Consider the following 26,379-nt stretch of genomic DNA (forward strand, 5'->3'; position numbering starts at 1 on the left):
GCGCATTAGCTGGACCTTAAGAGAACCTTAAGGTCCGGTGTGCGTCCCCTCTGTGCAATTACCCGGCGAAGGTGCGTCGGCGCAGTTCACCCTGGCTGCCAGGGGTGTTGTTCTGCCCCTGGCATATGTCAATCCGCCCTCTCGGAATGGTGGATTCCGGTGAGGGGATTCCGCAGGAACGGTCACGGAAGGCGTTCCGTGCGGCCATGATGGTGGGCATGGCGGGCCTGGAGGGTGTGGAACAGCCGCGACCGCGCAGCAGTGCGACCGCGGCACGCTGGATGCCGGCCGTCGATGACGAACAGGCGTTCAAAGCGCTGGAGTTGTTCGGAAATCCGACGGAGGACGAAGTCCGGCTGCCCTCGCGCCCCGAGTCCGCGGCCACCGCCCGTCGGCTCACCTCGTGCGTGATGCTGCGTCAGTGGGCGCTGCCCCCGCAGACCTCGGAGCACGCCGTACTGCTCGTCTCCGAGCTCGTGGGCAACGCCGTGCGGCACACCGGGGCGCGGGTCTTCGGACTGCGGATGCTGCGCCGGCGGGGCTGGATCCGGATCGAGGTGCGCGACCCCTCGCGAGGGCTGCCGTGTCTGATGCCCGTCCGGGAGATGGATGTCAGCGGCCGGGGGCTCTTCCTCGTCGACAAGCTCTCCGACCGCTGGGGTGTGGATCTCCTGCCCCGCGGCAAGACCACCTGGTTCGAGATGCGCACCTCCGACCGCTGAGGCCGACCGCTGGGGCCCGCCGATGGGGGTGGGCTGATGACGGCGCCTGCCGCCGCGACGTACAGAAGCCCCCGGTCGGCCGTGGTGCGGCGCGTCGGGGGCTTCTGTGTGGGCCGTGGAATGGGGGGTGTGTCCACGGCCGCGCTGGGGACCTGGCTCGGGTCGGAGGAGGTCGTGTCCCCGACTATGGCAGACGGGCGACCCTGTCGCCAAAACGGTAAACCGGTCAATCTGTGCTGAATAGTCATATTAAGCTTCTGAATCACAGGTGTGATGAGTCACCGGCCTGGCTTTCTTTGCATGGATATGAGTTTCGGCGAGTGATTCATTGATCATCTCCGAAAAGCGTCAATCATCATATTCCGCCCATCTCGCCCTACTGTGTCTCGGGTCTCGGGGAATCAGCACCCGAACCGAAACCCGCGAGGTGGACGGCCATGAACGGTCGCAGGACACCGGTTCCCCGCCGCACCGCCCTGCGCGCGACAGCGGGCACCCTCCTGGCAGGCGCCGCCACCGCAGGCTGCGCACGGGACGACACCACCACCCACGCCCCGCAGACGGGCCACGAGCCCCAGCAGTCCCGCGGCGCCGCCCCCCCGGCTCCCGCCCCGCACCGGTTTCCCGGCCGGCCGGTCCAGATCGAGCACGGCCCCCGCGACCGGAACCGTGTCGCCCTCACCTTCCACGGCCACGGCGACCCCGTCCTCGCGCGCACCGTCCTCGCCGAAGCCGAACGGGCCGGAGCCCGGCTCACCGTCCTGGCCGTCGGAAGCTGGCTCGACGAACACCCCGAGATGGCCCGCCGGATTCTCGACGGCGGCCACGACCTCGGCAACCACACCCAGCGCCACCTCGACATCAACGCGATGGACGAGGCACAGGCGTACGCCGAGATCACCGGCTGCGCCCAGCGGCTGCGCCGCCTCACCGGCTCCATCGGCACCTGGTTCCGCCCGTCGCGCGCCCGGTACGCCACCCCACTCGTCCAGGACCTCGCCCGCCGGGCCGGCTACGCACACGTCCTCGCCTACGACGTGGACTCGCTCGACTTCACCTCACCGGGCGTCGCCGCAGTCACCCGCAAGGTCGCAGGCGAACTCCGCAACGGATCCGTGGTGAGCCTGCACTTCGGCTACCGGGACACCGTCGCCGCACTGCCTCTCCTCCTCACCGAAATCGACCGGCGCCAACTGCGCGCGGTGACCACGACGGAGCTGCTGACCTGATGCTTCCCTCCCTGCGCACCACCACCGCCACGGTCCTCCTCGGGGGCGTGCTCGTCGCAGCGCTCGCCGCCTGCGGGACGCCCGGAGACCGGGCCAGGTCCTCCCGCACCGAGGCCGCCGCACCTCCGGTCAAGCCGGCGCGGGCCGCGACTCCGCCCGGACTGCCGGGGATGCCGCCCGTGCTCGACCCCAAGGACGTCTACGCCGCAGACCGCGCGGGAAAGCTCTCACCGGCCGTCAAGGGCTTCCCGTCCCGGGTGTACGTCCCCAACACCAACTCCGACACGGTGTCGGTGATCGACCCCGCGACGTACAAGGTCATCGAGACCATCCCCGTCGGCCGGCAGCCCCAGCACGTCGTCCCCTCCTGGGACCTGAAGACGCTCTGGGTCAACAACGACGTGGGCGACAGCCTCACCGCCATCGACCCGGCCACCGGGAAGACCGGCCGTACGCTCGAGGTCTCCGACCCGTACAACCTCTACTTCACCCCGAACGGCAAGTACGCCGTCGTCATGGCCTCGCTCGACCGTGAACTGGTCTTCCGTGACCCGAAGACCATGGACCGGGCCAAGACCGTCCCGGTGAGCTGCTCGGGCGTCAACCACGCGGACTTCTCGGCGGACGGGCGGTACTTCATCGTCTCCTGCGAGTTCTCCGGCGAACTCCTCAAGGTCGACACGGAGAAGATGGAGGTCGTCGGACAGCAGAAGCTGCCGATGCAGGGCGCCATGCCGCAGGACGTGAAGATCTCCCCGGACGGATCGACCTTCTACATCGCCGACATGATGGCGCACGGCATGTGGGTGCTCGACGGGAAGAAGTTCACCACCCCGAAGCTGCTGCCCACCGGCAAGGGCTGCCACGGGCTCTACGTCAGCCGGGACTCCAAGGAGATGTACATCTCCAACCGGGGCGAGGGTTCCGTCTCCGTCTTCGACTTCGGGAAGAAGGAGCTCACCAAGAAGTGGCAACTGCCCGACGGCGGCAGCCCGGACATGGGCGGCGTATCGGCGGACGGCAAGGTGCTCTGGCTGTCCGGGCGTTATGACGCCGAGGTCTACGCGATCGACACCACCAGCGGCAAGCAGCTGGCCAGGATCCCGGTCGGCAGCGGGCCGCACGGGCTGGCCGTCTACCCGCAGCCGGGCCGCTACTCGCTCGGCCACACCGGCGTCTTCCGCTGACCGCGCCGTCCGCCCCGGTACTACCCGGGGATCAGCAGCGCCTCCGAGCCCACCGGCCGGAACCCCGCCGCCTGGAACGACCTCACGCTGCGCGCGTTGCCCGGCGACTGCTGCGACCACACGAACGGGTCCGGCACCAGCTGCCGGGCCGCCCGCGCCAGTCGCGCCCCGAGCCCACGGCCGCGTGCCGCCTCGTCCACCTCGATCGCGGTCTCCCAGCGCCCGGCGACCCCTCGGCCCAGCAGCACCACACCGCCGTCCGTAGCCCAGACGCGAACCTCGTCGCGGTACTCCATCGCCCGTGCCACCCGGGGGTGGTCGGGGTCCCGGATCTCCCGCAGGGGCAGGTCCGGGCCGCCCGGCAGTGCGTCGGCGACCGTCAGCAGATCGATGGTGTTCGTCCGGCGTCCGGTGCGGGTCATCAGCGCGCACAGGAAGTGCGGGTTCATGGTGGCGCCCAGTGCGTCGGAAGGGGTGGCGGCGAGCGTGGAACGTATCCACTGCGGGTCCTCGTCGGTGAACACCACCGAGTGCGCGGTCAGCGCGAGCACGCCGGCGTCGCGGACGCTCGGCTGTGCCACGAGGGTGGTGGTGCCGTCCGGCGCGGGAAACGCCCCGTGCGCCGCCGCCGTGAGGATCTGGGCAAGTGTGTCGGCCATGCCTCCATGATCACCGACCGGCCGCCGCACCGTGCCGGAAATCCGCCCGATAATCTGAGCACGTCAGCAACGCTTTACGAAGGGGCGGGACAGTGGCGGACATCGAGTCGGCGCGCAAGGCATTCGAGCAGTTCGACCAGAACGGCGACGGCCTGATCACGGCGGTCGAGTACAAGAGCGCGATGGCGCAGCTCGGCGACCCGTTCGTCACCGAGACGGTGGCGCAGGCGATCATCAACGCGCATGACGCGAACGGTGACGGGCAGCTCACGTTCGAGGAGTTCTGGGCCGTTCAGAACAAGGGCTGAGTGCGGTGGGCCCCCGGCCGGTGGCGCGGGGGCCGGCTCGTCCGCGGAGCCGGACGGATCTGGCCGATTGTCACCGGTGCGAACGGCAGTCCGGTGATCGTCGCCGCTCGACCGCGTCCCGTTCCGGCATGGCGGAACCCGTCCCGATCACGGCCGACAGGGCCCGAGGCACCCGCTGCCGGGATCACTCGGGCCCTGTCGTGGCGCGTGCGCCCTCAGGCGGCGAAGTACTGGGACAGCGTCTCGCGCCGGTCGACCTCGACCAGATCAGGACGCGTATAACGCTCCGCGCGCGCGTGGTAGTCGAAGTCACCGCGGACCAGACCGCGATAGTCCCGCGCACAGCGCTCCAGTGCCGCACGCGTCTGCCCGTCGATACCGGCGGCCTCTATTTCCTCGGCCAGTTCCTTTTCGGCCCGCAGAACTCGTTCGGCGATGCGTGCCAGTTGAATTCCGGCCTCGTCCACAGCCTCCTGGAGAGTGGACCTGCGGTCCCGCTGAATGAGGCGGACGGCATTGTGCTCGTAACCGAGAACTGCTTCCTTCTCGAACGAGCAGATGTCATTGCACAGACCTGAGTGGTCGGTCACCGCGTTCCGCAGGGCGATGTACGCGGGAAGGCTGCGGGCCGACTCCGGGAGATCGATTCGCGCGGTGATCTCATGGAGGTCCAGGAAGGGCTGCATCGCCACGGAGTCGCGGCGGTGCTTCACGAAGTCGGCCCGGCTCGGCACCTGTCCGGCGGCGCGTTCGACGGCCTCCGCGTAGTAGGTCCACAGCCAGGAGACGGTGTCGCGGCGGAACTGCCGGATCCAGACGGGTGACCTGCCCAGGCAGGTCCGCTCGCGCAGGCCGTGCAGTGCGCGCTCCATGGGGCCGTGCGGTTCGGCGCCGTCCAGGACGTCCACCAGGCGGGCGATCGCCTCCTCGCACATGTGCGGGTCGCGTCCGGCCGGACCGTCGTCGAACTCGTCGTCGACCAGGAACGCCCAGAAGAGCCACTGGCAGAAGAGATCGAGATGCTTCTGCGAGGCCTCAGGGAATATCAGGGATATCCAGAGTTCGGGGCGGGTGCGGAGCATCTTCTTGCGGGCGACCGGAGTCAGGGCGAGGCCGTTCGCATCCGCCCATTCCCAGGCGGCCTTCTTGGTTTCCTCCACACCTGGGTTGCACCCTGCGCTCTGGAACGGCATATGAAACACCGGTAAAACAATCTGGCTCATTGGTGCCCCTCGTCGAGAATGCTGCGAATGAAGGATGGGAGCGGGGATTTCATCGGCGCGATGTGCAGGTGCCGGCCCGCCTGAGCGAACACTGCGCACCGACCAGCTCTGGGCAGAGGGTCACCGTACGAGGTGAGGCGCCCATCGCGGTCCTCCTTCCTCTGCCAGGGGCCTGGACATCGGAGCCGGATCCGCGAGCCGGTGGGGCGACCGCGTCACCATGCGTCACGTCAAGTGAACCCCTTGTGGACGACAGAGGGAAGCCACTTGTGACCGAAACTGCATGATCGCGGCGAACGGCTGCTCATCTATGAGCATTTAGGGGTTTCTGGTGTCGGGTGCCGGGTCAGCACTCGATGATGTTCACCGCGAGCCCGCCCCGCGCCGTCTCCTTGTACTTCACGCTCATGTCCGCGCCCGTCTCCTTCATGGTCTTGATGACCTTGTCGAGGGAGACCTTGTGGCTGCCGTCGCCGCGCAGCGCCATCCTGGCCGCCGTGACGGCCTTCACGGCCGCCATGCCGTTGCGCTCGATGCACGGGATCTGCACGAGGCCGCCCACCGGGTCGCAGGTCAGGCCCAGGTTGTGCTCCATACCGATCTCGGCGGCGTTCTCCACCTGCTCGGCGGAGCCGCCGAGGACCTCGGCGAGGGCGCCCGCGGCCATCGAGCAGGCGGATCCGACCTCGCCCTGGCAGCCGACCTCGGCGCCGGAGATGGAGGCGTTCTCCTTGAAGAGCATGCCGATGGCTCCGGCGGCCAGGAGGAAGCGGACGACGCTGTCGTCCTTCTCGGCCTCGGTGCAGCCGCCCGCGGCGAAGTTCATGTAGTAGTGCAGGACTGCGGGGATGATGCCCGCGGCACCGTTGGTCGGGGCGGTGACGACGCGGCCGCCCGCGGCGTTCTCCTCGTTGACGGCCATCGCGTAGAGGGTGATCCACTCCATCGCGTGCGCCTGCGGGTCGCCCTCGGCGCGCAGCTGGCGGGCCGAGTTCGCGGCACGGCGGCGGACCTTCAGGCCGCCCGGCAGGATGCCCTCGGTGGCCATGCCGCGCGAGACGCAGGCCTGCATGACGCGCCAGATCTCCAGGAGGCCGGTGCGGATCTCGTCCTCGGTGCGCCAGGCCTTCTCGTTCTCCAGCATGAGGGAGGAGATGGACAGGCCCGTTTCGCGGGCGAGGCGCAGCAGCTCGTCACCGGTGCGGAAGGGGTGCTTGAGGACGGTGTCGTCCGGGACGATCGGGTTCTCGCCGGCGACCGCGTCCTCGTCGACGACGAAGCCGCCGCCGACCGAGTAGTAGGTCTTCTCCAGGAGGAGGGCGCCCTCGTGGTCGTACGCGAAGATCGTCATCCCGTTGGCGTGGTACGGCAGCGCCTTGCGCCGGTGCAGGACCAGCTGCTCGTCGGTGTCGAAGGGGATCTCGTGCATGCCGAGGAGGTTGATGCGCCCCGTGGTGCGGATCTCCTCGACCCGGCTGTCGGCGCCCTCGACGTCGACGGTACGGGGGGACTCGCCCTCCAGGCCGAGCAGGACGGCCTTGGGGGTGCCGTGGCCGTGGCCGGTCGCGCCGAGCGAGCCGTACAGCTCCGCCCGTATCGATGCGGTGTGGGCCAGCAGGCCCTCGTTCTTGAGGCGGCGGGCGAACATGCGCGCCGCGCGCATCGGGCCGACCGTGTGGGAGCTGGACGGGCCGATGCCGACCGAGAAGAGGTCGAAGACCGAGATGGCCACGGGATGACTCCTAAGGGGGCTGGTAGACGCCGTTGTCTGCCGGGTGGTGCGGGCCGGGCCGGTGGGCCCGAAGAGCGCGGGGACAAGGGTGGGGGCACCGTGCTCACTGTTCAGTGTGCGCGGTGCCCCCACCCGACGTGCAAACTGCGGGTGACCTACTTGAGGCCGGGGTACAGCGGGAACTTCTCGGCCAGCGCGATCACGCGGGCCTTCAGGTCGTCGGCGTCGTAGGCCGGCTTCAGCGCGGAGGCGATGATCTCCGCGACCTCGGTGAAGTCCTCGGCCTGGAAACCGCGGGTCGCCAGCGCGGGCGTACCGATCCGCAGACCCGAGGTGACCATCGGGGGGCGCGGGTCGTTCGGAACGGCGTTCCGGTTGACCGTGATGCCGACCTCGTGGAGGCGGTCCTCGGCCTGCTGGCCGTCCAGCTCGGAGTTGCGCAGGTCCACCAGGACCAGGTGCACGTCCGTGCCGCCGGTGAGGACGGAGACGCCGACCTCGGTGACGTCCGGCTGCACCAGACGCTCGGCGAGGATGCGGGCGCCGTCCAGGGTGCGCTGCTGGCGCTCCTTGAACTCCTCGGTCGCGGCCACCTTGAAGGAGACCGCCTTGGCTGCGATCACGTGCTCCAGCGGGCCGCCCTGCTGACCGGGGAAGACCGCCGAGTTGATCTTCTTGGCGAGCTCCTGCGTCGACAGGATGACGCCACCGCGCGGACCGCCGAGGGTCTTGTGCGTGGTGGTCGTGACGACATGGGCGTGCGGCACCGGGTTGGGGTGCAGGCCCGCGGCCACCAGGCCCGCGAAGTGGGCCATGTCGACCATCAGGTACGCGCCGACCTCGTCCGCGATGCGGCGGAACGCGGCGAAGTCGAGCTGACGGGGGTACGCGGACCAGCCGGCCACGATCAGCTTCGGCTTGGACTCCTTGGCGAGGCGCTCGACCTCGGCCATGTCCACGACGCCGGTCTCGTCGACGTGGTACGGGACCACATTGTAGAGCTTGCCGGAGAAGTTGATCTTCATGCCGTGGGTCAGGTGACCGCCGTGGGCCAGGTTCAGGCCCATGATGGTGTCGCCCGGCTTCAGCAGCGCGAACATCGCGGCGGCGTTCGCCTGCGCACCGGAGTGCGGCTGGACGTTCGCGGCCTCGGCGCCGAAGAGCGCCTTGATCCGGTCGATCGCGATCTGCTCGACCACGTCGACGTGCTCGCAGCCGCCGTAGTAACGACGGCCGGGGTAGCCCTCGGCGTACTTGTTGGTGAGGACAGAGCCCTGCGCCTCCATGACCGCGACCGGAGCGAAGTTCTCCGAAGCGATCATCTCGAGGGTGGACTGCTGGCGGTGGAGCTCGGCGTCGACAGCGGCGGCGACGTCCGGGTCCAGCTCGTGGAGGGAGGAGTTGAGAAGCGACATCAGGGGGTCCCTTGGGTCTCAGTTGCCGGAGAACTCGGAGTACTCGTCGGCGGAGAGCAGGTCCTTCGGCTCCTCCGCGACGCGCACCTTGAACAGCCAGCCGCCCTCGAAGGGGGCGGAGTTCACCAGCGCCGGGTCGTCCACGACGTCCTGGTTGGCCTCGGTGACCTCACCGGTCACCGGCGAGTACAGGTCGCTGACCGACTTGGTCGACTCCAGCTCACCGCAGGTCTCGCCCGCGGTCACCGTGTCACCGACCGCCGGGAGCTGGGCGTAGACGACGTCGCCGAGCGCGTTGGCCGCGAACTCGGTGATACCGACCGTGGCCACACCGTCCTCGAGGGCCGACAGCCACTCGTGCTCCTTGCTGTACCGCAGCTGCTGGGGGTTGCTCATGACCTGAATTCTCCTGTACGCGGGGGAGTGCTGATGAACGGTGGTCTTACGGTGTGAGACGGGACTACGTCACGTGCGGGACGCCCCGTCGTCACTTCTGACGCTTGTAGAAGGGCAGGGCGACGACCTCGTACGCCTCATGGGTGCCCCGGATGTCTACGCCGACGCCCTCGGTGCCGGGCGCGGCGTGCGCCGCGTCCACGTACGCCATGGCGATCGGCTTGCCCAGCGTCGGCGACGGTGCGCCGGACGTGACCTCGCCGACGACCTTGCCGTCGGCGACGACCTGGAAGCCGGCGCGCGGCACCCTGCGGCCCTCGGCCACCAGGCCGACGAGCTTGCGGGGCGGGGCGGTCTCGGCACGCTCGGCGGCGGCCAGCAGCGCCTCGCGGCCGACGAAGTCGCCCTCCTTCTCGAACTTCACGACCCGGCCCAGGCCCGCGTCGAACGGGGTCAGCGCGGTCGTCAGCTCGTGCCCGTACAGCGGCATGCCCGCCTCCAGGCGCAGCGTGTCGCGGCAGGAGAGACCGCACGGGATCAGGCCGTGCGGGGCGCCCGCCTCGGTGAGCGCCTTCCACAGCTGCTCGGCGTGCTCGGGAGCCACGAAGAGCTCGAAGCCGTCCTCGCCGGTGTAGCCGGTACGGGCGATGAGTGCGGGAACACCGGCGACGGTGCCGGGCAGGCCCGCGTAGTACTTCAGCCCGTCCAGGTCGGCGTCCGTGACCGACTTCAGGATGGCGGGCGACTCGGGGCCCTGGACGGCGAGCAGCGCGTAGGCGTCGCGGTCGTCGCGCACCTCGGTGTCGAAGTCCCCGGCGCGCCCCGTGAGCGTGTCGAGTACGAGCTGTGCGTTGCCCGCGTTGGCGACGACCAGATACTCGGGGGCCTCGGTCTCACCCAGGCGGTAGACGATCAGGTCGTCCAGGATCCCGCCGTCCTCGGCGACGATCATCGTGTAGCGGGCCCGGCCCACGCCGATGGTGGCGATGTTGCCCACGAGTGCGAAGTTCAGGAAGGCCGCGGCCTGCGGTCCGGTGACGGTGATCTCGCCCATGTGCGACAGGTCGAAGAGTCCGGCCCGGGTGCGCACGGCGTTGTGCTCGTCGCGCTCACTGGCGTACCGCAGGGGCATGTCCCAGCCGGCGAAATCGGTCATGGTCGCGCCCAGGGAACGGTGCAGCGCATCGAGGGCGGTGAGACGGGAGGCGGGGGCAGTGCTCATGGGCATGGCTCCAGGGCATGGCGACAGAGGACGTTCCCTCCCCATCTGTCATCGGAACCTGAGAGGTTCGCCGAGAGCCCCTGAAAGGGTCAGCCCCTGCGGGGGTCGGCTTGCACCTTGGGTGGAGCCGCGCGAGCGGCCCGCTTTTCAGATCTGCCTCATCCACGCGGTACGGGGCCTGAGAGATTCAAGGGAGGAACTTGCTCCTTCGGCGCCCGGTGCACACAGTGACCGGGACTCTCCCGCGCGGATTCAAACGGCCGGTATGCAGTTGGCGGGGTCATCATCGCACGCATTGCGCCAGAGTGGGGCGACCGGATCCGCGCAGGCAGCCGGGGACGCTCGGGCGCCGACATGTGCGACCGGAACCGGTTGTCCCGTATTACCTTTTCTTTACACTTCTTGGGCAGGCCAGGTGTGGCGACTCGGCAGGGGGAGGGCGATGACGTTGCAGCCGTACGCGACGACCGCAGGGGCAGCGCGCGGAGCGATGCCCGCGCAGCAGGGTGCCCGCGCTCGGGGGCTCCGGGGCACGCACGCTCCGGTGGTGCGTGATCTGCGGGGCAGGAACGGGCTCGGCCCGCGCAGCCTGGACTTCGTGGCGGGCGATGTGGTGGTGGTCTCCGGACTGCCCGGCAGCGGGAAGTCGACGTTGATCCGGCGCGCGGTGCGGGAGCACGCCATCGACTCCCAGGACACCAGGGACCGCTGGGCGGGCTCCCTGCCCGCCTTACTCCCGTACGCCCTCTACCGTCCCCTGGTCCGTGCCGCGCACTACCTCGGGCTGTGGCGGGCGCTGCGCTCGGGAGGGTCCGTCGTCGTGCACGACTGCGGAACCCAGGCCTGGGTGCGGCGCTGGCTGGCCCGCGAGGCCGGGCGCCGGAGCCGCACGCTGCACCTCGTCCTGCTCGACGTCACCCCTCATGTGGCCAGGGCGGGCCAGCGGGAGCGCGGACGGGGTGTCTCCGGATACGCCTTCGCCCGGCACCGCGGTGCGGTCGGACGGCTGCTGCGCGACACGGAGAGCGGACTGCTGCCGCCCGGTTGCGCGTCCGCGGTCCTGCTCGACCGGGAGGCCGCCACCGCGATCGAACGGATTTCGTTCGCAAACGCATAGACCGTCGAGATCCGTCCGGCCGTCCGGAATCTGGACGGTCCGGTCGCCCCGGCCTGCGCTGTTTCCCGTGTCACTGCCGTCCGGGCGCGGCTCGGACTATGGTTTCTGCCGCACAGCACGGCGAGAAAGGGACACAGACACCGTGGACATTCCGGCCCAGGCCCCCGTCCATCCGCAGCACGGATGGCCGGCCAACGAGCTCGAGGAAGTGCTCAGCGCCTCCCTCGGCGTGCCCGGGGCCGGCGGCCGCCTGGTCGAGGTACTCGGCCGCAGCCGCGTGTGGGTGCCCCTGCCGAACGGCGGCGGACCCGACAGCCCCGACCTCGACCTGCCGACGGTCGACATCGACGGCGCCGCGTACGTACCGGTGTTCAGCTCCGAGGCCCAGTTCCTGTACTGCGTCGGCGCCCATCTCTCGTTCACCGTCGCGCCCGCCCGCGAATTCGCCCGCGGACTGCCCCCGCAGCTCGGCATCGCCGTCAATCCCGGCGGGGCGGTCGGTGTGCCGCTGCCGCCGCCGGCCGTCGCCGAACTCTGCCGGGCCGGGCGCACCGCACTGGACGGGCCCTCCGGCGGGCGGGTGCGGCTCTATGAGCCGGACTGGAAGGAGGACCCCGTCGATTTCCTGGCCGCGGTGGCCGGTGAATTCCAGGGCATCGGTGTCGTGAGTACGGCGCGCAGGGCGCTGGCCAGCATCGAGGGCGACGACCCCGTCCTCTTCGTCGGCGTCGAGTTCGCCACCTGGGACGGCGCGGGACAGAGCGCCCCGATGGAGGCGCTGGGCCGTGCGCTGGGCCGGGTCCAGCTGCAGTGGCGGGTCAATCTGGTCCTCCTCGACGTGGCCCAGGACCCCGTGGGTGACTGGATGCTGGAGAAGGTACGGCCGTTCTACCGGCGCGAGGGGTACTGAGTCAGGTTCGCCCGTGGCGTCAAGCCGGTGTCAGGGGCGGCGCATAAGCTGGTTTGATGGCGAGGCCGCACCCGCTGTGCCCGGGAGCGGGACAACAGCACCGCGGCACGACGGGGCAGCGGAACGAAGAGGGGCGGGACCCAGGGTGAGTGCGTCAGGCACCGCGGAGGCCGGGCAGGTCGAGCACATGCTGCGGCAAGTGACCCCCGGGCGCCCCGACGCCTACGAGGCGCTTCTGCGGGCCCTCACCGACGGCCGGGTCTGGATGCTGCTCTGGCACGGCACGGCGGGCTCGCCCGACGCCCAGTACGGCAACATGGAGATCGACGGCCTGGGCTACGCCCCCTGCGTGACCTCCGCCCAGGAGCTCTCGGCCAGTGGCTGGAACAGGTCCCACGAGCTGGTCACCGGCCGCGACATCGCCCGGTCCCTCTTCCCCGACCGCTGGGGCATCTGGCTCAACCCGCATGCCCCCGGCGGCGGCGTCGGCATCCCCTGGCTGGACCTGCGCCGCATCGCGACAGGCCTCGACCGGATGCCCGCAGGGCCGCTGCAGCTCTCCGAACCCGCCATCGAGATCCCGCAGTTCTACGCCCTTTTGTCGCACAATGCCCACCGCACCCCCGCCGTCCGCGCGCTGCGTCGTGCCTGGGTGCAGCCCGCGCTGGGCGCCCCGTACCTCGCGATCGGGCTCGACCTCTACGACACGGGCCGGCCCTCCGTCGACGCGGTCCGCGCGATGATGCAGCAGTCGATCGGCGTGGTCCCCGACGGCCTGCCCGTCTCGACGGTGTCCATGTCCGACGAGTACGACCCCGTCGCCATGTGGCTGCGCGCCAACTCCCGTCCGTTCTACGACCGCGAGGCGCACGCCCCGGCGGGCCCGCCGCCCGCCGCCGCGCCGGGGTATGGCTACCCGCCCTCGCAGCTGCGCTGAACCCGCCCCGATTGCGAACGGGTTAACTAGCGCGGGCAGGATGTCCCGTATCTGGTCGGTTTGTTGAGTGTCCGGGTCTCAGGTAGGTATCACCGCTATGCGGACTGTTCTCCGCGCTGCTTCGCGAATGTAGTGTTCGGGCGAATCAATACCTCTCCACACACTGCTGACCTGGGGTGGACCCACATGCGAATATTCAAGTCCCGAACTGTTCGGGCGATCACGGCGGCTGTAGCCGTCGGCCTGATCGCCACGGGCTGCTCCAGCGAGCGGGACAACGATGCCAAGGACGGAGCGAAGGACACCTTCGTCTTCGCAGGTGCGGGCGACCCCGGGTCCCTGGACCCGGCGCTGGCCAGCGACGGTGAGACCTTCCGGGTCACCCGTCAGGCCTTCGAGGCCCTGCTCGAGCACGAGCCCGGCGGAAGCAAGCTCGTCGGCGGACTCGCCGAGACGTGGGAGAGCGACCCCGCCGGCAAGGTGTGGACGTTCAACCTCCGTAAGAACGTGAAGTTCCACGACGGCGAGGAGTTCAACGCCGCCGCGGTCTGCGCGAACTACGACCACTGGTTCAACTGGGCGGGTACGTACCAGTCCAGCGCGGTCTCGTACTACTGGCAGTCCATCATGGGCGGCTTCGCGAAGAACGAGGACCCCGAGGCGCCGAAGGCGAACTACAAGTCCTGCACCGCGAAGGACGCCAACACGGCGGTCATCGAGGTCAACGAGCCCTCGGCGAACCTGCCCGGCGGCTTCTCCCTGCAGGCCCTGGCGATCCACTCGCCGAAGGCCCTCAAGGAGTACGAGAAGCAGGACGCGACCGCCAAGGGCGACGCGATCACGTACCCCAAGTACAGCCAGGTGGCAGGCACGGTCGCCGGTACCGGCCCGTACAAGATCACCAAGTGGAACAAGAGCAACAAGGAAGTCAGCCTCGCGCGCTTCGATGACTACTGGGGCGCCAAGGCCAAGGTGAAGAACCTGGTCTTCCGCACGATCGACACCGAGGAGGGCCGCCGCCAGGCGCTCCAGGCCGGTGACATCGACGGCTACGACCTGGTCGCACCCGCCGACATCAAGACGCTGGAGGGCGAGGGCTACGAGGTCCCGACCCGTGACGTCTTCAACCTCTTTTACGTGGGCATGACCCAGTCGAAGAACCCGGCGCTGAAGAAGCCCGAGGTCCGGCAGGCCATCGCGCACGCCATCGACCGCGAGAACATCGTCAAGACCCAGCTGCCCGAGGGCGGCAAGGTCGCCACGCAGTTCATGCCCGACACGGTCGCCGGCTTCTCGGACAAGGTGAAGCAGTACCCCTTCGACACGAACAAGTCGAAGCAGCTGCTGAAGGCCGCCGGAGAGAGCAAGCTCACGCTCGAGTTCTGCTACCCGACCGAGGTCACCCGCCCCTACATGCCTGCCCCGCAGGACATGTTCGAGCTGATGAAGGCCGACCTCGAGAAGGCCGGCATCACGGTCGTCCCGAAGGCCATGAAGTGGGCCCCGGACTACCTGGACGCCACCGAGGCCGGTTCCTGTGCCCTGCACATGCTCGGCTGGACCGGTGACTTCAACGACGGCTTCAACTTCATCGGTACCTGGTTCGCCGGCGCCGACAAGCAGTGGGGCTTCAAGGACGCCAAGGTCTTCGACTCGGTGAACGCCGCTTCGAAGGTCGTCGACCCCGCCGGTCGCGTCGAGGCGTACAAGAAGGCCAACGAGACCATCATGGAGTACCTGCCGGGTCTCCCGATCTCGTCCTCGCCGCCCGCGATCGCGTTCGCCAAGAACGTCAACCCGCCGAAGGTCTCCCCGCTGACGCAGGAGAACTTCGCCGAGGTCTCCTTCAAGTAACCGCACATCAGTGGGTCCGCCCGGCCACCCCTTCCCGGTGGCCGGGCGGGCCCACTTTTCGACACGTAAGAAAGGGGCACGCGGGGTGCTGCGACTCGTCGTACGAAGACTGCTACAGCTCATACCCACCCTGCTCGGCCTGTCGGTTCTGCTCTTCCTGTGGCTGAACCGGCTGCCCGGCGGACCCGCCTCAGCGATCCTGGGCGAGCGGGCGACCGAAGCCGAAGTGGCGCGCATCAACCGGGTGCTGGGGCTCGACGAGCCCGTCTACGTCCAGTACTGGCGCTTCCTCAAGCGCATCTTCGAACTGGATCTGGGCACGTCCACCCAGACCGGTCAGCCGGTGTGGGACGAATTCGTCCTGCGCTTCCCGGCCACGGTGGAGCTCAGCGTCGCCGCGATCGTCATCGCGGTCCTGATCGGCATCCCGATGGGCTACCTCGCCGCCCGCCACCGCGGTGGCTGGCTCGACGTCGCCTCGGTGTCCGGATCGCTGATCGGCATCTGCATCCCCGTGTTCTTCCTCGCGCTGATACTCAAGGGCATCCTCGCCGTCCAGCTGCACATCTTCCCGAGTTACGGACGGCTCTCCACTGGTCTCGACGCCACGAACATCACGGGATTCGCCACCCTGGACGGCCTGCTGACCGGTGAGCTCGACGCGACCTGGGACGCGATCATGCACCTGGTGCTGCCCGCGATCGCCCTCGCGACCATTCCGCTCGCCGTGATCGTGCGCATGACCCGGGCCAGCGTCCTGGAGGTCCTCGGCGAGGACTACATCCGCACCGCCGAGTCCAAGGGCCTGGAGAAGCGGGTCGTTCGCGGCCGTCACGTGCTGCGCAACGCGCTGCTTCCCGTGGTCACCGCCGTCGGCCTGCTGACCGGAAGCCTGCTGTCGGGCGCGGTGCTGACCGAGTCGGTCTTCTCCTTCGGAGGCATCGGCTCCTTCATCCGTACCTCGATCGACGCCCGCGACTACCCGGTGCTGGTCGGGTTCATCCTCTTCATCGCGATGGTGTACGTCCTCATCAACCTGCTGGTCGACGTCGCCTACAGCATCATCGACCCGAGAGTGCGGGTGCACTGACGTGACGACATTGACCAAGAGGGCCGACAAGATCGACCGGCTCGCCGAACTGACCCAACAGACCGAGTCGACCACGGGCGCGAGCCTGTGGCGCGAGGCCCTGCGGCGGCTCAAGGGCAGCAAGATGGCCATCATCGGCGCGGTCGTCATCGGCGTGTTCGTGGTGCTGGCGATCGTGGGACCGTGGATCGCCCCCTACAGCCCCACCGCCCAGACCTGGCGCGGCGAAGTCTTCACCAACCAGGGCAAGTTCGTCGGCATGCGCGGCGAGAACTGGTTCGGTCTCGACCACCTCGGCCGCGACCTGTTCTCCCGCATGCTCGTCGGCGCACGCCAAACCCTGCTCGTGGGCGTGGTCTCGATGCTCATCGGCCTGGTCATCGGCGCGGCCGTCGGTGTGCTGTCCGGTGCCGCCGCGACCCTCGGCGGCAAGGTCGGGCAGCGGATCGACACCGTGATCATGCGCATCACCGACCTCATGCTGTCGCTGCCCTCGCTGCTGCTCGCGGTCTCCGTCGCCGCGGTCATGGGCCAGTCCCTGACCACGGTGATGATCGCCGTCGGCGTCGTCCAGATCCCCGTCTTCGCCCGTCTGCTGCGTGGCTCGATGCTCGCCCAGGGCGGTGCGGACTACGTACTGGCGGCCAAGGCGCTCGGCATCCGGAAGAAGCGGATCGTCCTCACGCAGATCCTGCCCAACTCGCTGAGCCCGGTGATCGTCCAGGCGACACTGAGCCTCGCCACCGCGATCATCGAAGCCGCGGCGCTGTCCTACCTCGGCCTCGGCAACCCCGACCCGGCGATCCCGGAATGGGGCGTCATGCTCTCCCAGGCGCAGCGGTTCTTCGACAACGAGCCGATGATGGCCGCCTATCCGGCCGTCGGGATCATCATCACCGCACTGGGCTTCACCCTGCTCGGCGAGGCCATGCGCGAAGCCCTCGACCCGAAGCTGCGAGGCTGATCTCCCATGGCACTGCTCAATGTTGACCAGCTCAGCGTCACCTTCGGCGGACGCGGGCGCAAGGACTCCGTCGCCGTCGACGGTGTCTCCTTCACCGTGGACCAGGGCGAGGTCGTCGGCCTGGTGGGCGAGTCCGGCTGCGGCAAGTCCGTGACCTCGCTCGCCCTGATGGGCCTGCTGCCCGACAAGGGCGTCAAGGTCGAAGGGCGCGTGGAGTTCGACGGCCAGGACCTGCTGACCATCAGCCGGCGCAAGCTCCGCGACATGCGCGGCAGCCAGCTGGCGATGATCTTCCAGGACCCGCTGTCCTCGCTGAACCCGGTGATCCCCATCGGCATCCAGGTGACCGAGATCCTCCAACGGCACCGCGGCCTGAAGGGGGAGGCCGCCCGCAAGGAGGCCGCCCACCTCCTGGACCGGGTCGGTATCCCGGACCCGCGCCGGCGGTTGAAGGAGTACCCGCACCAGTTGTCCGGCGGTATGCGGCAGCGTGCGCTCATCGCCATGGCGGTGGCCTGCGCCCCCCGGCTGCTCATCGCCGACGAGCCGACCACCGCGCTCGATGTGACCATCCAGGCCCAGATCCTGGAACTCCTCAAGGAACTGGTCGACCAGGAGGGCACCGCCCTGCTGATGATCACCCACGACCTCGGGGTCGTCGCCGGCATCTGCGACGAGGTCAATGTCCTGTACGCGGGACGGGCCGTGGAGTCCGCGGACCGGCGTGAACTGTTCGCCGCACCCACGCACCCGTACGCGCACGGACTGCTCGGTTCCATCCCGCGTCTGGACGCACCGCGCGGGGAGCCCCTCCACCCGATCCGCGGATCGATCAACGACAAGATCGCCTGGGCCGACGGCTGCGCCTTCGCGCCCCGCTGCGATTTCTACACGATGGAGTGCCTCACGGGCACTCCCGAACTGACCGAACCACGCACGGCCGGACACCAGGTGCGCTGTGTCAACCCGGTCCTGCCCAAGGCGGAGGTCTCGGCATGAGCCTGCTCGAACTCGACGATGTGAAGGTCCACTTCCCCGTCAAAAAGGGTGTCTTCTTCGACCGTACGGTCGGACACGTGTACGCCGTGGACGGCATCTCGCTGAGCGTCGAGGCCGGACAGACGTACGGGCTCGTGGGCGAGTCGGGCTGCGGCAAGACGACCCTGGGCCGGGCCGTCCTGCGGCTCGTGGACATCACTTCCGGTGAGGTCGTCTTCGACGGCACCGACCTGGCCAAGCTGCCGGACGAGGAGATGCGCCGGTACCGCCGCAGGCTCCAGATGGTCTTCCAGGACCCGCTCGGCAGCCTCAACCCGCGGCAGAACATCGAGTCGATCCTCTCCGAGGGCATGGCGGCCCACGGGATTGGCACCGACCGGGAGGACCGCCGGGAGAAGATCAAGGCGATCCTCGCCAAGGTCGGACTGCCCGCGAACTCGCTGTCCCGCTACCCGCACGAGTTCTCCGGCGGCCAGCGCCAGCGCATCGGCATCGCCCGGGCCCTGGTGCTCGAACCCGACGTGATCATCTGCGACGAGCCGGTCTCGGCGCTCGATGTGTCGATCCAGGCGCAGGTCATCAACCTGCTGGAGGAACTGCAGCAGTCGCTGGGTCTCACCTACCTCGTCATCGCCCACGACCTCGCCGTCGTCCGGCACATCTCCGACGTCATCGGGGTCATGTACCTGGGCTCCCTGGTGGAGGAGGCGCCGAGCGACGCGCTGTACGCCGGCCCGAAGCACCCGTACACCCGGGCGCTCATGTCCGCGGTGCCGGTGCCCGACCCCGAGGTCGAGGACCGGCGGGAGCGGATCCTGCTCCAGGGCGACCTGCCCTCGCCGGCCAACCCGCCGGCCGGCTGCCGGTTCCACACCCGCTGCCCGTGGGTGCAGGACAAGTGCGCGCTCGAGCGTCCGGTCCTGACGGACCTGGGTGACGGGCACAAGGTGGCCTGCCACTTCGCGGCCGAGATCGAGGACGGGACGATCGGGCTGACACGGGCCACGGGTATCGAGGCGGTCGTGGGGACGCCCACCGAGGAGCCGGTCGCCGACGAGGTGCCCGCTGTGAAGGTGCCCGCACAGAAGGCACCGGCCGACTCGGTCGCCGTGGCGCCGGTGGCGGAGCAGCCCGCCGAAGCGGAAGCCGAAGCAGAAGCCGGGGCCGAGGCGGAAGTCGGTGCCGAACCGGAGAAGGCCGCCGGGGAGGCATCCGCGCCCGAGGACAAGGCCGCAGACACGGCTGTTGCCGAGGACAAGGCCGCAGACACGGCCGATGCCCCGGACCAGCCGGATGACGCGGCCGTCCCCGCGGCCGAGGCCGGCGCCGAGGGGAAGGCCGGCACCGCCTGACGGCCTCGCGCGACATCGTGGGCACCGGACGCTGTAGAACTGTCCGGTGCTCAGCGAACTTTTCACTCCCTCCGTCCAGCATGCGCTCGACCTCGTCGGGATCTTCGTCTTCGCGATCTCGGGCGCCCTGCTCGCCGTACGCAAGAACTTCGATGTCTTCGGCATCGCGGTGCTCGCCGAGGTGACAGCGCTGGGCGGAGGGATTTTCCGCGATGTGATGATCGGGGCGATCCCGCCCGCGGCCTTCACGGATCTCGGCTACTTCCTGACCCCGCTGCTCGCGGCCGGCCTCGTATTCTTCCTCCACCCGCACGTCGAGCGGATCCAGGTCGGCGTCAACGTCTTCGACGCGGCCGGCCTCGGCCTCTTCTGCGTCGCCGGCACGGTCAAGGCCTACGACTACGGCCTCGGCCTCACCGCCTCGGCCGCCCTGGGGCTGGCCACCGCCGTCGGAGGCGGTGTGCTGCGCGACGTACTCGCCAACGAGGTGCCGTCCCTGCTGCGCTGGGACCGCGACCTGTACGCGGTGCCCGCGATCGTCGGCGCGGTCATGGTGGTGCTCTGCATCCGCTTCGACGCGCTCAATGCCGTGACCAGCGGCACCGCGGTCATCACCGCGTTCGTCCTCCGGCTGCTGGCGATGCGCTTCCACTGGCGCGCTCCGCGCGCCTACAACCGGCGCTCGGCGACCGCGGAGGAGACCCCGGCGATCATGTGACGTCCGGCCGTCATGTGAACGTCATAGAAAGCTACCGCTCAGTAACGCAATCGGTGTACCGTGCATCGCATGGCACAGGCAGCAGCGCAGGCGCCGCGCACAGCGCAGGCAACCATCGGCGACAGTGAGTTCGACCGCGACACCGCCGTCACACTCCGTGAAGAGGGCGTCTACGACGCCGAGCTCTCCGCGGGATGGACCATCATCCACGCGGTCAACGGCGGCTACCTGCTGGCCATGCTCGGCCGGGCACTCGGAGAAGCTCTCCCGCACTCCGACCCCTTCTCGGTCTCCGCGCACTACCTCACGGCCTCCGTCCCGGGTCCCGCCGTCATCCGTACCCAGGTGGTCCGCACCGGCCGCACGCTCTCCACCGGAGAAGCCTCGCTCTTCCAGTACGCGGAGGACGGCAGCGAGATCGAGCGCATCCGGGTACTGGCCACCTACGGTGACCTGGACGGCCTGACCGGCGACGTCCTCACGTCCGCCGAACTGCCCGCCATCCCGCCGCGGGAGCACTGCCTCGGCCCTGCCGACGGCCCGGCGGCGATCCCCGGCAGTTCCGCCATCACCGAGCGGCTCGACATCAAGCTCGACCCGGCGACGATCGGCTGGGCCGTCGGCGCACCGTCCGGCAAGGGCGAGATGAGGGGCTGGTTCGGACTCGCGGACGGCCGCGACGCGGACCCGCTCTCGCTGCTGCTCACCGTCGACGCGCTGCCGCCGACCTCGTTCGAGCTGGGCCTGAAGGGCTGGACCCCCACGATCGAGCTCACCACCCACATCCGCTGCCGTCCGGCCCCCGGGCCCCTGCGCGTCTCCATCACCACCCGTAACCTCGCGGGCGGTTTCCTGGAGGAGGACGCGGAGGTCTGGGACAGCGCCGACCGTCTGGTGGCGCAGTCCCGCCAGCTGGCCCGCGCTCCGCGCGGCTGAGCGGCGGAGGGCCGGAACGCCGGCCTCCCGCGCGAGGCCGCGGTGGTCACGGGTGTGTACGCAGGAAGCCCGCGAGGGCGGCGGTCAGCTCGGCCGGCGCGTCCTCCTGGACGAGGTGCCCGGCCCCGGCGACCAGCCGGAGTCCGGCGCCCGGGATGAGTGCGGCCAGTTCATGCCCGCGGGCGACCGGGATCCAGGTGTCCTCGGTGCCCCAGCAGATCAGTACGGGCAGCTCCAGCTCGTCGTACCGGTGCTGGATGTCGTCGGTGAACCGCTGGTCGTTCTGCGCGATCTGCCGGTAGAAGGCGGGCTGCCCGGTCTCGGTGCACCACGGGGCGACGAGTCGTTCGAGCACCTGGGGATGCAGTCCCGGATGGCTGGCGGAACGCACGTACTCCGTCACCAGAGCCCGGTGCAGGGCGGCCGGCAGCTCCCCGAAGACCTCGGCGTGGCCGCCCAGCAGCCGGTACGCGGGTGAACCCCACGGGGCCAGCGCCACCGGGTCGACGAGCGCGAGGCGCCGGTAGCGGGCGCCGTGCAGGAGGTGCGCGCGCAGGGCGACACAGCCGCCGAAGTCGTGGGCTGCCACGGCCGGTTCGGGCAGGCCCCAGTGGGCGAGGAGCTCGGTGAAGACCCGGGCCTGGGCGCGCAGGGACACGTCCTGGTCCTCGAACTGGGCGGAAGCGCCGTAGCCAGGCAGGTCCCACACGTACACGCGGTGGTCCTGGGCCAGGGCGCGGGCGATACCGCGCCAGACGTACGAGGAGAAGGGCGTGCCGTGCACCAGGACGACCTGCTCCGGGCCGAGCACGGCCCAGCGCACCTCGCCCGATGAACTGGTGAAGGTCCGGTCGAGAGTCCATTCACTCATGGCGACGACCCTATGGGCCGTCCAGCCAGTGGGTCCGGCCCAGCGTGACCAGGCGCAGTCGGCGTCGCGCCTGCCGGACGACCGCCCGCTCGCCCTCGGGGCCCGCGTCCAGGAGCGCCGAGGCGGTGAGCACCATGTGGTCGACGTACAGCCCGCCCAGCATCAGGAGGTCCTCCCGGTCCCAGCCCGCCGATTCCGGCTCCGTGCCGAGGGCCGCCGCCACCTCCTCGGCGAAGCGGTGCAGCTGGCAGGTTATGGCCTCGCGGACGGGGTCCACGCCGCCGTGCTGTTCGCGGGCGATGAAGCGGAAGTGGGCTGGTTGTTCGGCCACATGACGGGCGATCAGTTCGACGCTGCGGTCCAGCCGCTCCTCGCTGTCGCCGGTCTCGGCGAGGATCGCGCCGATCATGCCGTGCAGGCTGCCCAGGGTCTCCTCGACGAGGGCGACGCCCAGGGCCGCCGTGTCGTCGAAGTGGCGGTAGAAGGCGGTCGGGGCGACTCCCACGGCCCGCGTCACCTCGCGCAGGCCCAGGCTGCTCAGGCTCTGGTGCTCCAGCAGGCGCAGGGCGGCGTCCAGGAGCGCCTGACGTGTCTTCAGCTTCTGGGCCTGGCGGATGCCGACGGTGTGACTCATGCCATTCAGTAAACAACCGTTCTCCGAGTCTTGGAAGGGGTCAGAGGTCTAGACTCAAAGTCAGTGAACAGTCGTACTCTCAGTTGCTCACAGAAAGGGCCACACATGTTCGTCCTCGTCGCCGCCCTCCTCCTGCTGGGGGTCGTCCTCGGAGCGGTCGCGCATCTGCCGGTGCCCCTGGCGCTGACCGCAGGCGCCCTGATCGGCCTCTGGCTGGCGCTCTTCGGAGTCCGCGAGCGCCTCGGCCGCCGGACCCGCTGACCCGGCACCCGACTCCGTATCCATCGGCTCCGAAGGAGCACGCACCATGACCCTCACCACCGCACTCGCCCGCCGAACCCGCACCCGCAACGACGCCGGGGCAGGGGCCGCTCCGCAGGCCGACCGGACGCCCGGCGTCCGCGCGACCTCCCGGGAGACCTCCCGCGAGGCGGACGGGCTGGCCGTCGCCTCGTTCGTGCTCGGGCTGCTCGGCCTCCTGGTGATGAACATCCTGCTCGGGCCCGTCGCCATCGTCATGGCGGTCATCGCCCTTGCCCGCTCCACCGCCCGCCGCGGCCGCGCCCTGCTCGGCCTCGGCCTCGGCATCGCCGACCTGGTCGTCCTCGCCGTCCTGGTCACCGAGAACGGCACCGTCTCCTGGAACTTCGGCGGCTGACCGGGGCGAGCCGGGGAGCTCTCCCGGTACCGGATCGGGCTCCGGGCCGGGGCGGGCCGCACGCCTTCCAGGACCGCTGCGGGAGCCGTGACCCCATGCGCCCGGCATGAGCCCCGCCGCGGACTCGTAGAATCGTCTCCACCATGGCCTACCTCGACCACGCAGCGACCACTCCGATGCTTCCGGAGGCGATCGCGGCGATGACCGCGCACCTCGCCGTCACCGGCAACGCGTCCTCCCTGCACGCCGCCGGGCGCCGGGCCCGCCGCACCGTCGAGGAGTCCAGAGAGACGCTCGCGGACGCCCTCGGTGCGCGCCCCAGCGAGGTGGTCTTCACCTCGGGCGGGACCGAGGCCGACAATCTCGCCGTGAAGGGCCTCTACTGGTCCCGGCGCGACGCGGACCCCCGACGCACCAGGGTCCTCGCCAGCCCCGTGGAACACCACGCCGTGATCGACGCCGTCGACTGGCTCGCCGAGCACGAGGGCGCCACCGTCGAGTACCTGCCCGTCGACCGGTACGGGCGCGTGCACCCCGAGGCCCTGCGTGAGGCGCTCCTCGCCGACCCCGACGACGTCGCCCTGATCACCGTCATGTGGGCGAACAACGAGATCGGCACCGTCATGCCGATACGGGAACTGGCCGATGTGGCGCGCGAGTTCGATGTGCCCATGCACTCCGACGCGGTACAGGCCTTCGGGCAGCTGGAGGTCGACTTCGCCCGGTCGGGGCTGGCCGCGATGACCGTCAGCGCACACAAGATCGGCGGCCCCTTCGGTGTCGGCGCGCTGCTCCTCGGCCGCGACCACACCCCCGTGCCCGTGCTGCACGGCGGCGGACAGGAGCGGCACGTGCGCTCCGGCACCCTCGACGTGCCCGCCGTTGCCGCCTTCGCTGTCGCCGGACGGCTCGCCGCCGAGGGGCGTGAGGACTTCGCCCGCGAGATCGGTGCGCTCCGCGACGACCTGACCGCGGCGGTCCTGCAGGCCGTCCCCGATGCCGTACTCGGCGGTGACCCGGCCCCCGGCGGCCGACTGCCCGCCAACGCCCACTTCACCTTCCCCGGCTGCGAGGGCGACTCCCTCCTGCTGCTGCTCGACGCCCAGGGCATCGAGTGCTCCACCGGCTCCGCGTGCACGGCCGGAATCGCCCAGCCGAGTCACGTGCTGCTGGCCACGGGCACCGACCCGGACCTGGCCCGCGGCACCCTGCGCTTCTCGCTCGGCCACACCTCCGCCAAACAGGATGTCGAGGACGTCGCGCGGGCGATCGGCCCCGCGGTGGAACGGGCCAGGACGGCAGGGCTCAGCTAGGGCCTCGTTCGGCGAAAGGGCCTAGCCCTTCGCCGCCTCCGTCGCCCTCGCCGTCTCGGAAGCGGCCCGGACCAGCTTCATGTAGCGGGGCCAGTCCCAGTGGGGTCCCGGATCCGTGTGGTCCGCGCCCGGCACCTCGACGTGCCCGATGATGTGCTCGCGGTCCACGGGTATCCCGTACCGCGCGCATATCGCTGCCGTCAGCCGCGCCGACGACGCGTACATCCGGGCCGTGAAGTCCTTCGGACGGTCCACGAACCCCTCGTGCTCGATGCCGACACTGCGTTCGTTGAACGAGCGGTTACCTGCGTGGTACGCCACGTCCAGCTCGCGGATCATCTGCGTCACACGGCCGTCCTGGCCGACGATGTAGTGCGTCGCTGCGCGGTGCGCCGGATCCTGGAAGACCTTGACCGCGCTGGCGAAGCTGCCCTGGGTGACATGGATGATCACCCGGTCCACGCCGTAGTCGTCGGGGCGGTCGGCCCGCCGCCAGTTCGCCTCGGAGGCCGCCACCCATCGGGCACCGGCGAAGTCCAGCTCACCGGGCTTGCGGGGCTTCTCCACGCCCGGCACCCGCCACCAGACGCGCCGGATCTCCTCCGCGGCCAGCGCGGCCGTGCCCACCGCGGTCGCGGCGCCGCCGATCAGCAGCGAGCGTCTGCTGATGCCGCGCGACCCGCTCCCCGATTCTCCGGCCCTGCCTCTGGTCCCCATGTGGTCGTCAACGCATATCCGCGCGCATTCGGTTCCCGGAGCCCCGTACTCTGGATGGGCTATGACTCAGACCTCCCAGCGCCCCCTCCGCGTGCTCGCCGCCATGTCGGGCGGAGTCGACTCCGCCGTCGCAGCGGCCCGTGCCGCCGAGGCGGGCCACGACGTGACCGGTGTGCACCTCGCCCTCTCCGCGAACCCGCAGTCCTTCCGTACCGGGGCCCGCGGCTGCTGCACCATCGAGGACTCCCGGGACGCCCGCCGCGCGGCGGACGTCATCGGCATCCCGTTCTACGTCTGGGACCTCGCGGAACGCTTCCGCGAGGACGTCGTGGACGACTTCGTCGCGGAGTACGAGGCGGGGCGCACCCCCAACCCGTGCCTGCGCTGCAACGAGAAGATCAAGTTCGCCGCACTGCTCGACAAGGCCCTGGCCCTCGGCTTCGACGCGGTCTGCACCGGCCACTACGCCACCGTCGTGCTGAACGACGACGGCACCCGGGAGATGCACCGGGCCTCGGACATGGCCAAGGACCAGAGCTACGTCCTCGGAGTCCTGGACGAGAAGCAGCTCGCGCACGCCATGTTCCCCCTCGGCGACACCCTCACCACCAAGGACGAGATCCGCGCCGAGGCCGAGCGCCGCGGCCTGGCCGTCGCCAAGAAGCCCGACAGCCACGACATCTGCTTCATCGCCGACGGCGACACCCAGGGGTTCCTCGCGGACCGTCTCGGGGGCCCTGCGGAGGGTGACATCGTCGACGAGTCCGGTACGAAGGTGGGTACCCACGAGGGCGCCTTCGGCTTCACCATCGGCCAGCGCAAGGGCCTGCGCATCGGCCACCCGGCCCCCGACGGCAAGCCCCGCTACGTCCTGGACATCTCACCGGTGAACAACACGGTGACGGTCGGCCCCGCCGAGGCCCTCGACGTCACGGCCCTCACGGCCATCAAGCCCCGCTGGTGCGGTACGGCCCCGGCCGGCCCCGGCACGTACACCGCGCAGCTGCGCGCCCACGGCGGCGAGACCGAGGTGACCGCGGAGCTGACCGACGGCACCCTGCACGTCTCGTTCACCGAGCCTGTACGGGGCGTGGCCCCCGGCCAGGCCGTCGTCCTGTACGACGGCACCAGGGTGGTCGGCTCCGCCACCATCGCGACGACCGTCCGCCGCGAGAGGGCGGCAGCGGGCTGACGCACAGCCTCGGACCGGGTCGCT

Annotated in this window: 27 protein-coding genes and 1 riboswitch; of the genes, 18 read left to right on the forward strand and 9 right to left on the reverse strand. The window is 69.9% G+C overall.

What is annotated here, in order from left to right:
* Positions 1-206 precede the first annotated feature (206 nt).
* The 3 genes from ABZS61_RS22705 to ABZS61_RS22715 all read left to right on the forward strand — a co-directional run bounded on the left by ABZS61_RS22705 (position 207) and on the right by ABZS61_RS22715 (position 3,138).
* Positions 207-722 (forward strand): ATP-binding protein, encoded by a 516-nt coding sequence (locus ABZS61_RS22705; RefSeq protein ID WP_329215042.1) that lies wholly within the window; start codon positions 207-209, stop codon positions 720-722.
* 437 nt (positions 723-1,159) lie between these two features.
* Positions 1,160-1,951, forward strand: coding sequence for a polysaccharide deacetylase family protein (locus ABZS61_RS22710; RefSeq protein WP_356424048.1), 792 nt, complete (start codon positions 1,160-1,162; stop codon positions 1,949-1,951).
* Positions 1,951-3,138 (forward strand): YncE family protein, encoded by a 1,188-nt coding sequence (locus ABZS61_RS22715; RefSeq protein WP_356424051.1) that lies wholly within the window; start codon positions 1,951-1,953, stop codon positions 3,136-3,138. The genes ABZS61_RS22710 and ABZS61_RS22715 overlap by 1 nt, the downstream gene beginning before the upstream one ends.
* A 20-nt stretch (positions 3,139-3,158) precedes the next feature.
* Here the strand turns inward: ABZS61_RS22715 and ABZS61_RS22720 are convergent, their stop codons facing one another.
* Positions 3,159-3,797 (reverse strand): GNAT family N-acetyltransferase, encoded by a 639-nt coding sequence (locus ABZS61_RS22720; protein WP_356424054.1) that lies wholly within the window; start codon positions 3,795-3,797, stop codon positions 3,159-3,161.
* 92 nt (positions 3,798-3,889) lie between these two features.
* Here ABZS61_RS22720 and ABZS61_RS22725 point away from each other — a divergent pair, with 92 nt between their 5' ends.
* Positions 3,890-4,105, forward strand: coding sequence for an EF-hand domain-containing protein (locus ABZS61_RS22725; RefSeq protein ID WP_356424057.1), 216 nt, complete (start codon positions 3,890-3,892; stop codon positions 4,103-4,105).
* Positions 4,106-4,320: 215 nt separating this feature from the next.
* Here the strand turns inward: ABZS61_RS22725 and ABZS61_RS22730 are convergent, their stop codons facing one another.
* From ABZS61_RS22730 to gcvT, 5 genes are all read right to left on the reverse strand, one after another.
* A complete protein-coding gene (locus ABZS61_RS22730) occupies positions 4,321-5,298 on the reverse strand; it encodes a terpene synthase family protein (protein WP_356424060.1) in 978 nt (325 codons plus the stop codon).
* 376 nt (positions 5,299-5,674) lie between these two features.
* The gene (locus tag ABZS61_RS22735) at positions 5,675-7,060 is read right to left on the reverse strand and encodes an L-serine ammonia-lyase (RefSeq protein ID WP_356424063.1); all 1,386 of its coding nucleotides are present in this window, start codon (positions 7,058-7,060) and stop codon (positions 5,675-5,677) included.
* Between the two features lie 155 nt (positions 7,061-7,215).
* The gene (glyA, locus tag ABZS61_RS22740; RefSeq protein ID WP_356424066.1) at positions 7,216-8,475 is read right to left on the reverse strand and encodes a serine hydroxymethyltransferase; all 1,260 of its coding nucleotides are present in this window, start codon (positions 8,473-8,475) and stop codon (positions 7,216-7,218) included.
* 18 nt (positions 8,476-8,493) lie between these two features.
* Complete coding sequence (gene gcvH, locus ABZS61_RS22745) at positions 8,494-8,871, reverse strand: glycine cleavage system protein GcvH (protein WP_356424070.1); 378 nt, start codon at positions 8,869-8,871, stop codon at positions 8,494-8,496.
* Positions 8,872-8,962: 91 nt separating this feature from the next.
* A complete protein-coding gene (gene gcvT, locus ABZS61_RS22750; protein WP_356424073.1) occupies positions 8,963-10,093 on the reverse strand; it encodes a glycine cleavage system aminomethyltransferase GcvT in 1,131 nt (376 codons plus the stop codon).
* Between the two features lie 157 nt (positions 10,094-10,250).
* Positions 10,251-10,348: riboswitch (glycine riboswitch) on the reverse strand.
* Between the two features lie 187 nt (positions 10,349-10,535).
* On the opposite strand from gcvT, the gene ABZS61_RS22755 reads away from it, so the two are divergent.
* The 10 genes from ABZS61_RS22755 (at position 10,536) to ABZS61_RS22800 (ending at position 20,970) form a co-directional block, all read left to right on the forward strand.
* On the forward strand, positions 10,536-11,210 hold the full coding sequence (locus tag ABZS61_RS22755) for an AAA family ATPase (protein ID WP_356424076.1): 675 nt from the start codon (positions 10,536-10,538) through the stop codon (positions 11,208-11,210).
* A 142-nt stretch (positions 11,211-11,352) separates the two neighbouring features.
* Positions 11,353-12,120: an enhanced serine sensitivity protein SseB gene (locus ABZS61_RS22760; RefSeq protein ID WP_356424079.1), complete on the forward strand. Its 768-nt coding sequence runs from the start codon at positions 11,353-11,355 to the stop codon at positions 12,118-12,120.
* Positions 12,121-12,265: 145 nt separating this feature from the next.
* The gene (locus ABZS61_RS22765; RefSeq protein WP_356424082.1) at positions 12,266-13,057 is read left to right on the forward strand and encodes an enhanced serine sensitivity protein SseB C-terminal domain-containing protein; all 792 of its coding nucleotides are present in this window, start codon (positions 12,266-12,268) and stop codon (positions 13,055-13,057) included.
* A gap of 186 nt (positions 13,058-13,243) precedes the next feature.
* A complete protein-coding gene (locus ABZS61_RS22770) occupies positions 13,244-14,911 on the forward strand; it encodes an ABC transporter substrate-binding protein (RefSeq protein WP_356424085.1) in 1,668 nt (555 codons plus the stop codon).
* Between the two features lie 85 nt (positions 14,912-14,996).
* Positions 14,997-16,001: an ABC transporter permease gene (locus tag ABZS61_RS22775; RefSeq protein WP_356424088.1), complete on the forward strand. Its 1,005-nt coding sequence runs from the start codon at positions 14,997-14,999 to the stop codon at positions 15,999-16,001.
* Position 16,002: 1 nt separating this feature from the next.
* On the forward strand, positions 16,003-16,965 hold the full coding sequence (locus ABZS61_RS22780; protein WP_356424091.1) for an ABC transporter permease: 963 nt from the start codon (positions 16,003-16,005) through the stop codon (positions 16,963-16,965).
* 6 nt (positions 16,966-16,971) lie between these two features.
* Positions 16,972-17,964: an ABC transporter ATP-binding protein gene (locus tag ABZS61_RS22785; protein ID WP_351176703.1), complete on the forward strand. Its 993-nt coding sequence runs from the start codon at positions 16,972-16,974 to the stop codon at positions 17,962-17,964.
* A complete protein-coding gene (locus ABZS61_RS22790) occupies positions 17,961-19,316 on the forward strand; it encodes an oligopeptide/dipeptide ABC transporter ATP-binding protein (RefSeq protein ID WP_356424096.1) in 1,356 nt (451 codons plus the stop codon). The genes ABZS61_RS22785 and ABZS61_RS22790 overlap by 4 nt, the downstream gene beginning before the upstream one ends.
* 46 nt (positions 19,317-19,362) lie before the next feature.
* Positions 19,363-20,034, forward strand: a complete 672-nt coding sequence (locus ABZS61_RS22795; protein ID WP_356424099.1) for a trimeric intracellular cation channel family protein — start codon at positions 19,363-19,365, stop codon at positions 20,032-20,034.
* Between the two features lie 69 nt (positions 20,035-20,103).
* The gene (locus tag ABZS61_RS22800) at positions 20,104-20,970 is read left to right on the forward strand and encodes a thioesterase family protein (protein WP_356424102.1); all 867 of its coding nucleotides are present in this window, start codon (positions 20,104-20,106) and stop codon (positions 20,968-20,970) included.
* A gap of 46 nt (positions 20,971-21,016) precedes the next feature.
* Here ABZS61_RS22800 and ABZS61_RS22805 read toward each other — a convergent pair whose 3' ends face one another.
* Both ABZS61_RS22805 and ABZS61_RS22810 read right to left on the reverse strand, forming a co-directional pair.
* Positions 21,017-21,841 (reverse strand): alpha/beta fold hydrolase, encoded by an 825-nt coding sequence (locus ABZS61_RS22805; protein ID WP_356424105.1) that lies wholly within the window; start codon positions 21,839-21,841, stop codon positions 21,017-21,019.
* 10 nt (positions 21,842-21,851) lie between these two features.
* Positions 21,852-22,475 (reverse strand): TetR family transcriptional regulator, encoded by a 624-nt coding sequence (locus ABZS61_RS22810; protein WP_356424108.1) that lies wholly within the window; start codon positions 22,473-22,475, stop codon positions 21,852-21,854.
* Between the two features lie 105 nt (positions 22,476-22,580).
* Here ABZS61_RS22810 and ABZS61_RS22815 point away from each other — a divergent pair, with 105 nt between their 5' ends.
* The 3 genes from ABZS61_RS22815 to ABZS61_RS22825 all read left to right on the forward strand — a co-directional run bounded on the left by ABZS61_RS22815 (position 22,581) and on the right by ABZS61_RS22825 (position 24,446).
* On the forward strand, positions 22,581-22,736 hold the full coding sequence (locus tag ABZS61_RS22815) for a hypothetical protein (protein ID WP_356424111.1): 156 nt from the start codon (positions 22,581-22,583) through the stop codon (positions 22,734-22,736).
* Between the two features lie 46 nt (positions 22,737-22,782).
* The gene (locus tag ABZS61_RS22820; RefSeq protein WP_356424114.1) at positions 22,783-23,133 is read left to right on the forward strand and encodes a DUF4190 domain-containing protein; all 351 of its coding nucleotides are present in this window, start codon (positions 22,783-22,785) and stop codon (positions 23,131-23,133) included.
* 143 nt (positions 23,134-23,276) lie between these two features.
* Entirely contained in the window at positions 23,277-24,446 is a 1,170-nt protein-coding gene (locus tag ABZS61_RS22825; protein ID WP_356424117.1) for a cysteine desulfurase family protein, read from the forward strand.
* Between the two features lie 21 nt (positions 24,447-24,467).
* On the opposite strand, the gene ABZS61_RS22830 is transcribed toward ABZS61_RS22825, so the two are convergent.
* On the reverse strand, positions 24,468-25,163 hold the full coding sequence (locus ABZS61_RS22830; RefSeq protein ID WP_356424120.1) for a peptidoglycan recognition family protein: 696 nt from the start codon (positions 25,161-25,163) through the stop codon (positions 24,468-24,470).
* 61 nt (positions 25,164-25,224) lie between these two features.
* Between ABZS61_RS22830 and mnmA the strand changes: the two genes are divergently transcribed.
* Positions 25,225-26,355, forward strand: a complete 1,131-nt coding sequence (gene mnmA, locus ABZS61_RS22835) for a tRNA 2-thiouridine(34) synthase MnmA (protein ID WP_356424123.1) — start codon at positions 25,225-25,227, stop codon at positions 26,353-26,355.
* Positions 26,356-26,379 lie beyond the last annotated feature (24 nt).

The sequence above is a fragment of the Streptomyces sp. NPDC005566 genome (assembly GCF_040605575.1).
GTDB lineage: Bacteria > Actinomycetota > Actinomycetes > Streptomycetales > Streptomycetaceae > Streptomyces.

Excerpts from the sequence above, each read along its gene's own strand:
- ABZS61_RS22720 (WP_356424054.1), bottom strand. The coding sequence starts at position 3,797 with ATGGCCGACACACTTGCCCAGATCCTCACGGCGGCGGCGCACGGGGCG.
- ABZS61_RS22830 (WP_356424120.1), bottom strand. The coding sequence starts at position 25,163 with ATGGGGACCAGAGGCAGGGCCGGAGAATCGGGGAGCGGGTCGCGCGGC.
- mnmA (WP_356424123.1), top strand. The coding sequence starts at position 25,225 with ATGACTCAGACCTCCCAGCGCCCCCTCCGCGTGCTCGCCGCCATGTCG.
- glyA (WP_356424066.1), bottom strand. The coding sequence starts at position 8,475 with ATGTCGCTTCTCAACTCCTCCCTCCACGAGCTGGACCCGGACGTCGCC.
- ABZS61_RS22730 (WP_356424060.1), bottom strand. The coding sequence starts at position 5,298 with ATGCCGTTCCAGAGCGCAGGGTGCAACCCAGGTGTGGAGGAAACCAAG.
- ABZS61_RS22800 (WP_356424102.1), top strand. The coding sequence starts at position 20,104 with ATGGCACAGGCAGCAGCGCAGGCGCCGCGCACAGCGCAGGCAACCATC.
- ABZS61_RS22825 (WP_356424117.1), top strand. The coding sequence starts at position 23,277 with ATGGCCTACCTCGACCACGCAGCGACCACTCCGATGCTTCCGGAGGCG.
- gcvH (WP_356424070.1), bottom strand. The coding sequence starts at position 8,871 with ATGAGCAACCCCCAGCAGCTGCGGTACAGCAAGGAGCACGAGTGGCTG.
- ABZS61_RS22715 (WP_356424051.1), top strand. The coding sequence starts at position 1,951 with ATGCTTCCCTCCCTGCGCACCACCACCGCCACGGTCCTCCTCGGGGGC.
- ABZS61_RS22755 (WP_356424076.1), top strand. The coding sequence starts at position 10,536 with ATGACGTTGCAGCCGTACGCGACGACCGCAGGGGCAGCGCGCGGAGCG.
- ABZS61_RS22805 (WP_356424105.1), bottom strand. The coding sequence starts at position 21,841 with ATGAGTGAATGGACTCTCGACCGGACCTTCACCAGTTCATCGGGCGAG.
- ABZS61_RS22710 (WP_356424048.1), top strand. The coding sequence starts at position 1,160 with ATGAACGGTCGCAGGACACCGGTTCCCCGCCGCACCGCCCTGCGCGCG.
- ABZS61_RS22815 (WP_356424111.1), top strand. The coding sequence starts at position 22,581 with ATGTTCGTCCTCGTCGCCGCCCTCCTCCTGCTGGGGGTCGTCCTCGGA.
- gcvT (WP_356424073.1), bottom strand. The coding sequence starts at position 10,093 with ATGAGCACTGCCCCCGCCTCCCGTCTCACCGCCCTCGATGCGCTGCAC.
- ABZS61_RS22820 (WP_356424114.1), top strand. The coding sequence starts at position 22,783 with ATGACCCTCACCACCGCACTCGCCCGCCGAACCCGCACCCGCAACGAC.
- ABZS61_RS22790 (WP_356424096.1), top strand. The coding sequence starts at position 17,961 with ATGAGCCTGCTCGAACTCGACGATGTGAAGGTCCACTTCCCCGTCAAA.
- ABZS61_RS22770 (WP_356424085.1), top strand. The coding sequence starts at position 13,244 with ATGCGAATATTCAAGTCCCGAACTGTTCGGGCGATCACGGCGGCTGTA.
- ABZS61_RS22705 (WP_329215042.1), top strand. The coding sequence starts at position 207 with ATGATGGTGGGCATGGCGGGCCTGGAGGGTGTGGAACAGCCGCGACCG.
- ABZS61_RS22810 (WP_356424108.1), bottom strand. The coding sequence starts at position 22,475 with ATGAGTCACACCGTCGGCATCCGCCAGGCCCAGAAGCTGAAGACACGT.
- ABZS61_RS22785 (WP_351176703.1), top strand. The coding sequence starts at position 16,972 with ATGGCACTGCTCAATGTTGACCAGCTCAGCGTCACCTTCGGCGGACGC.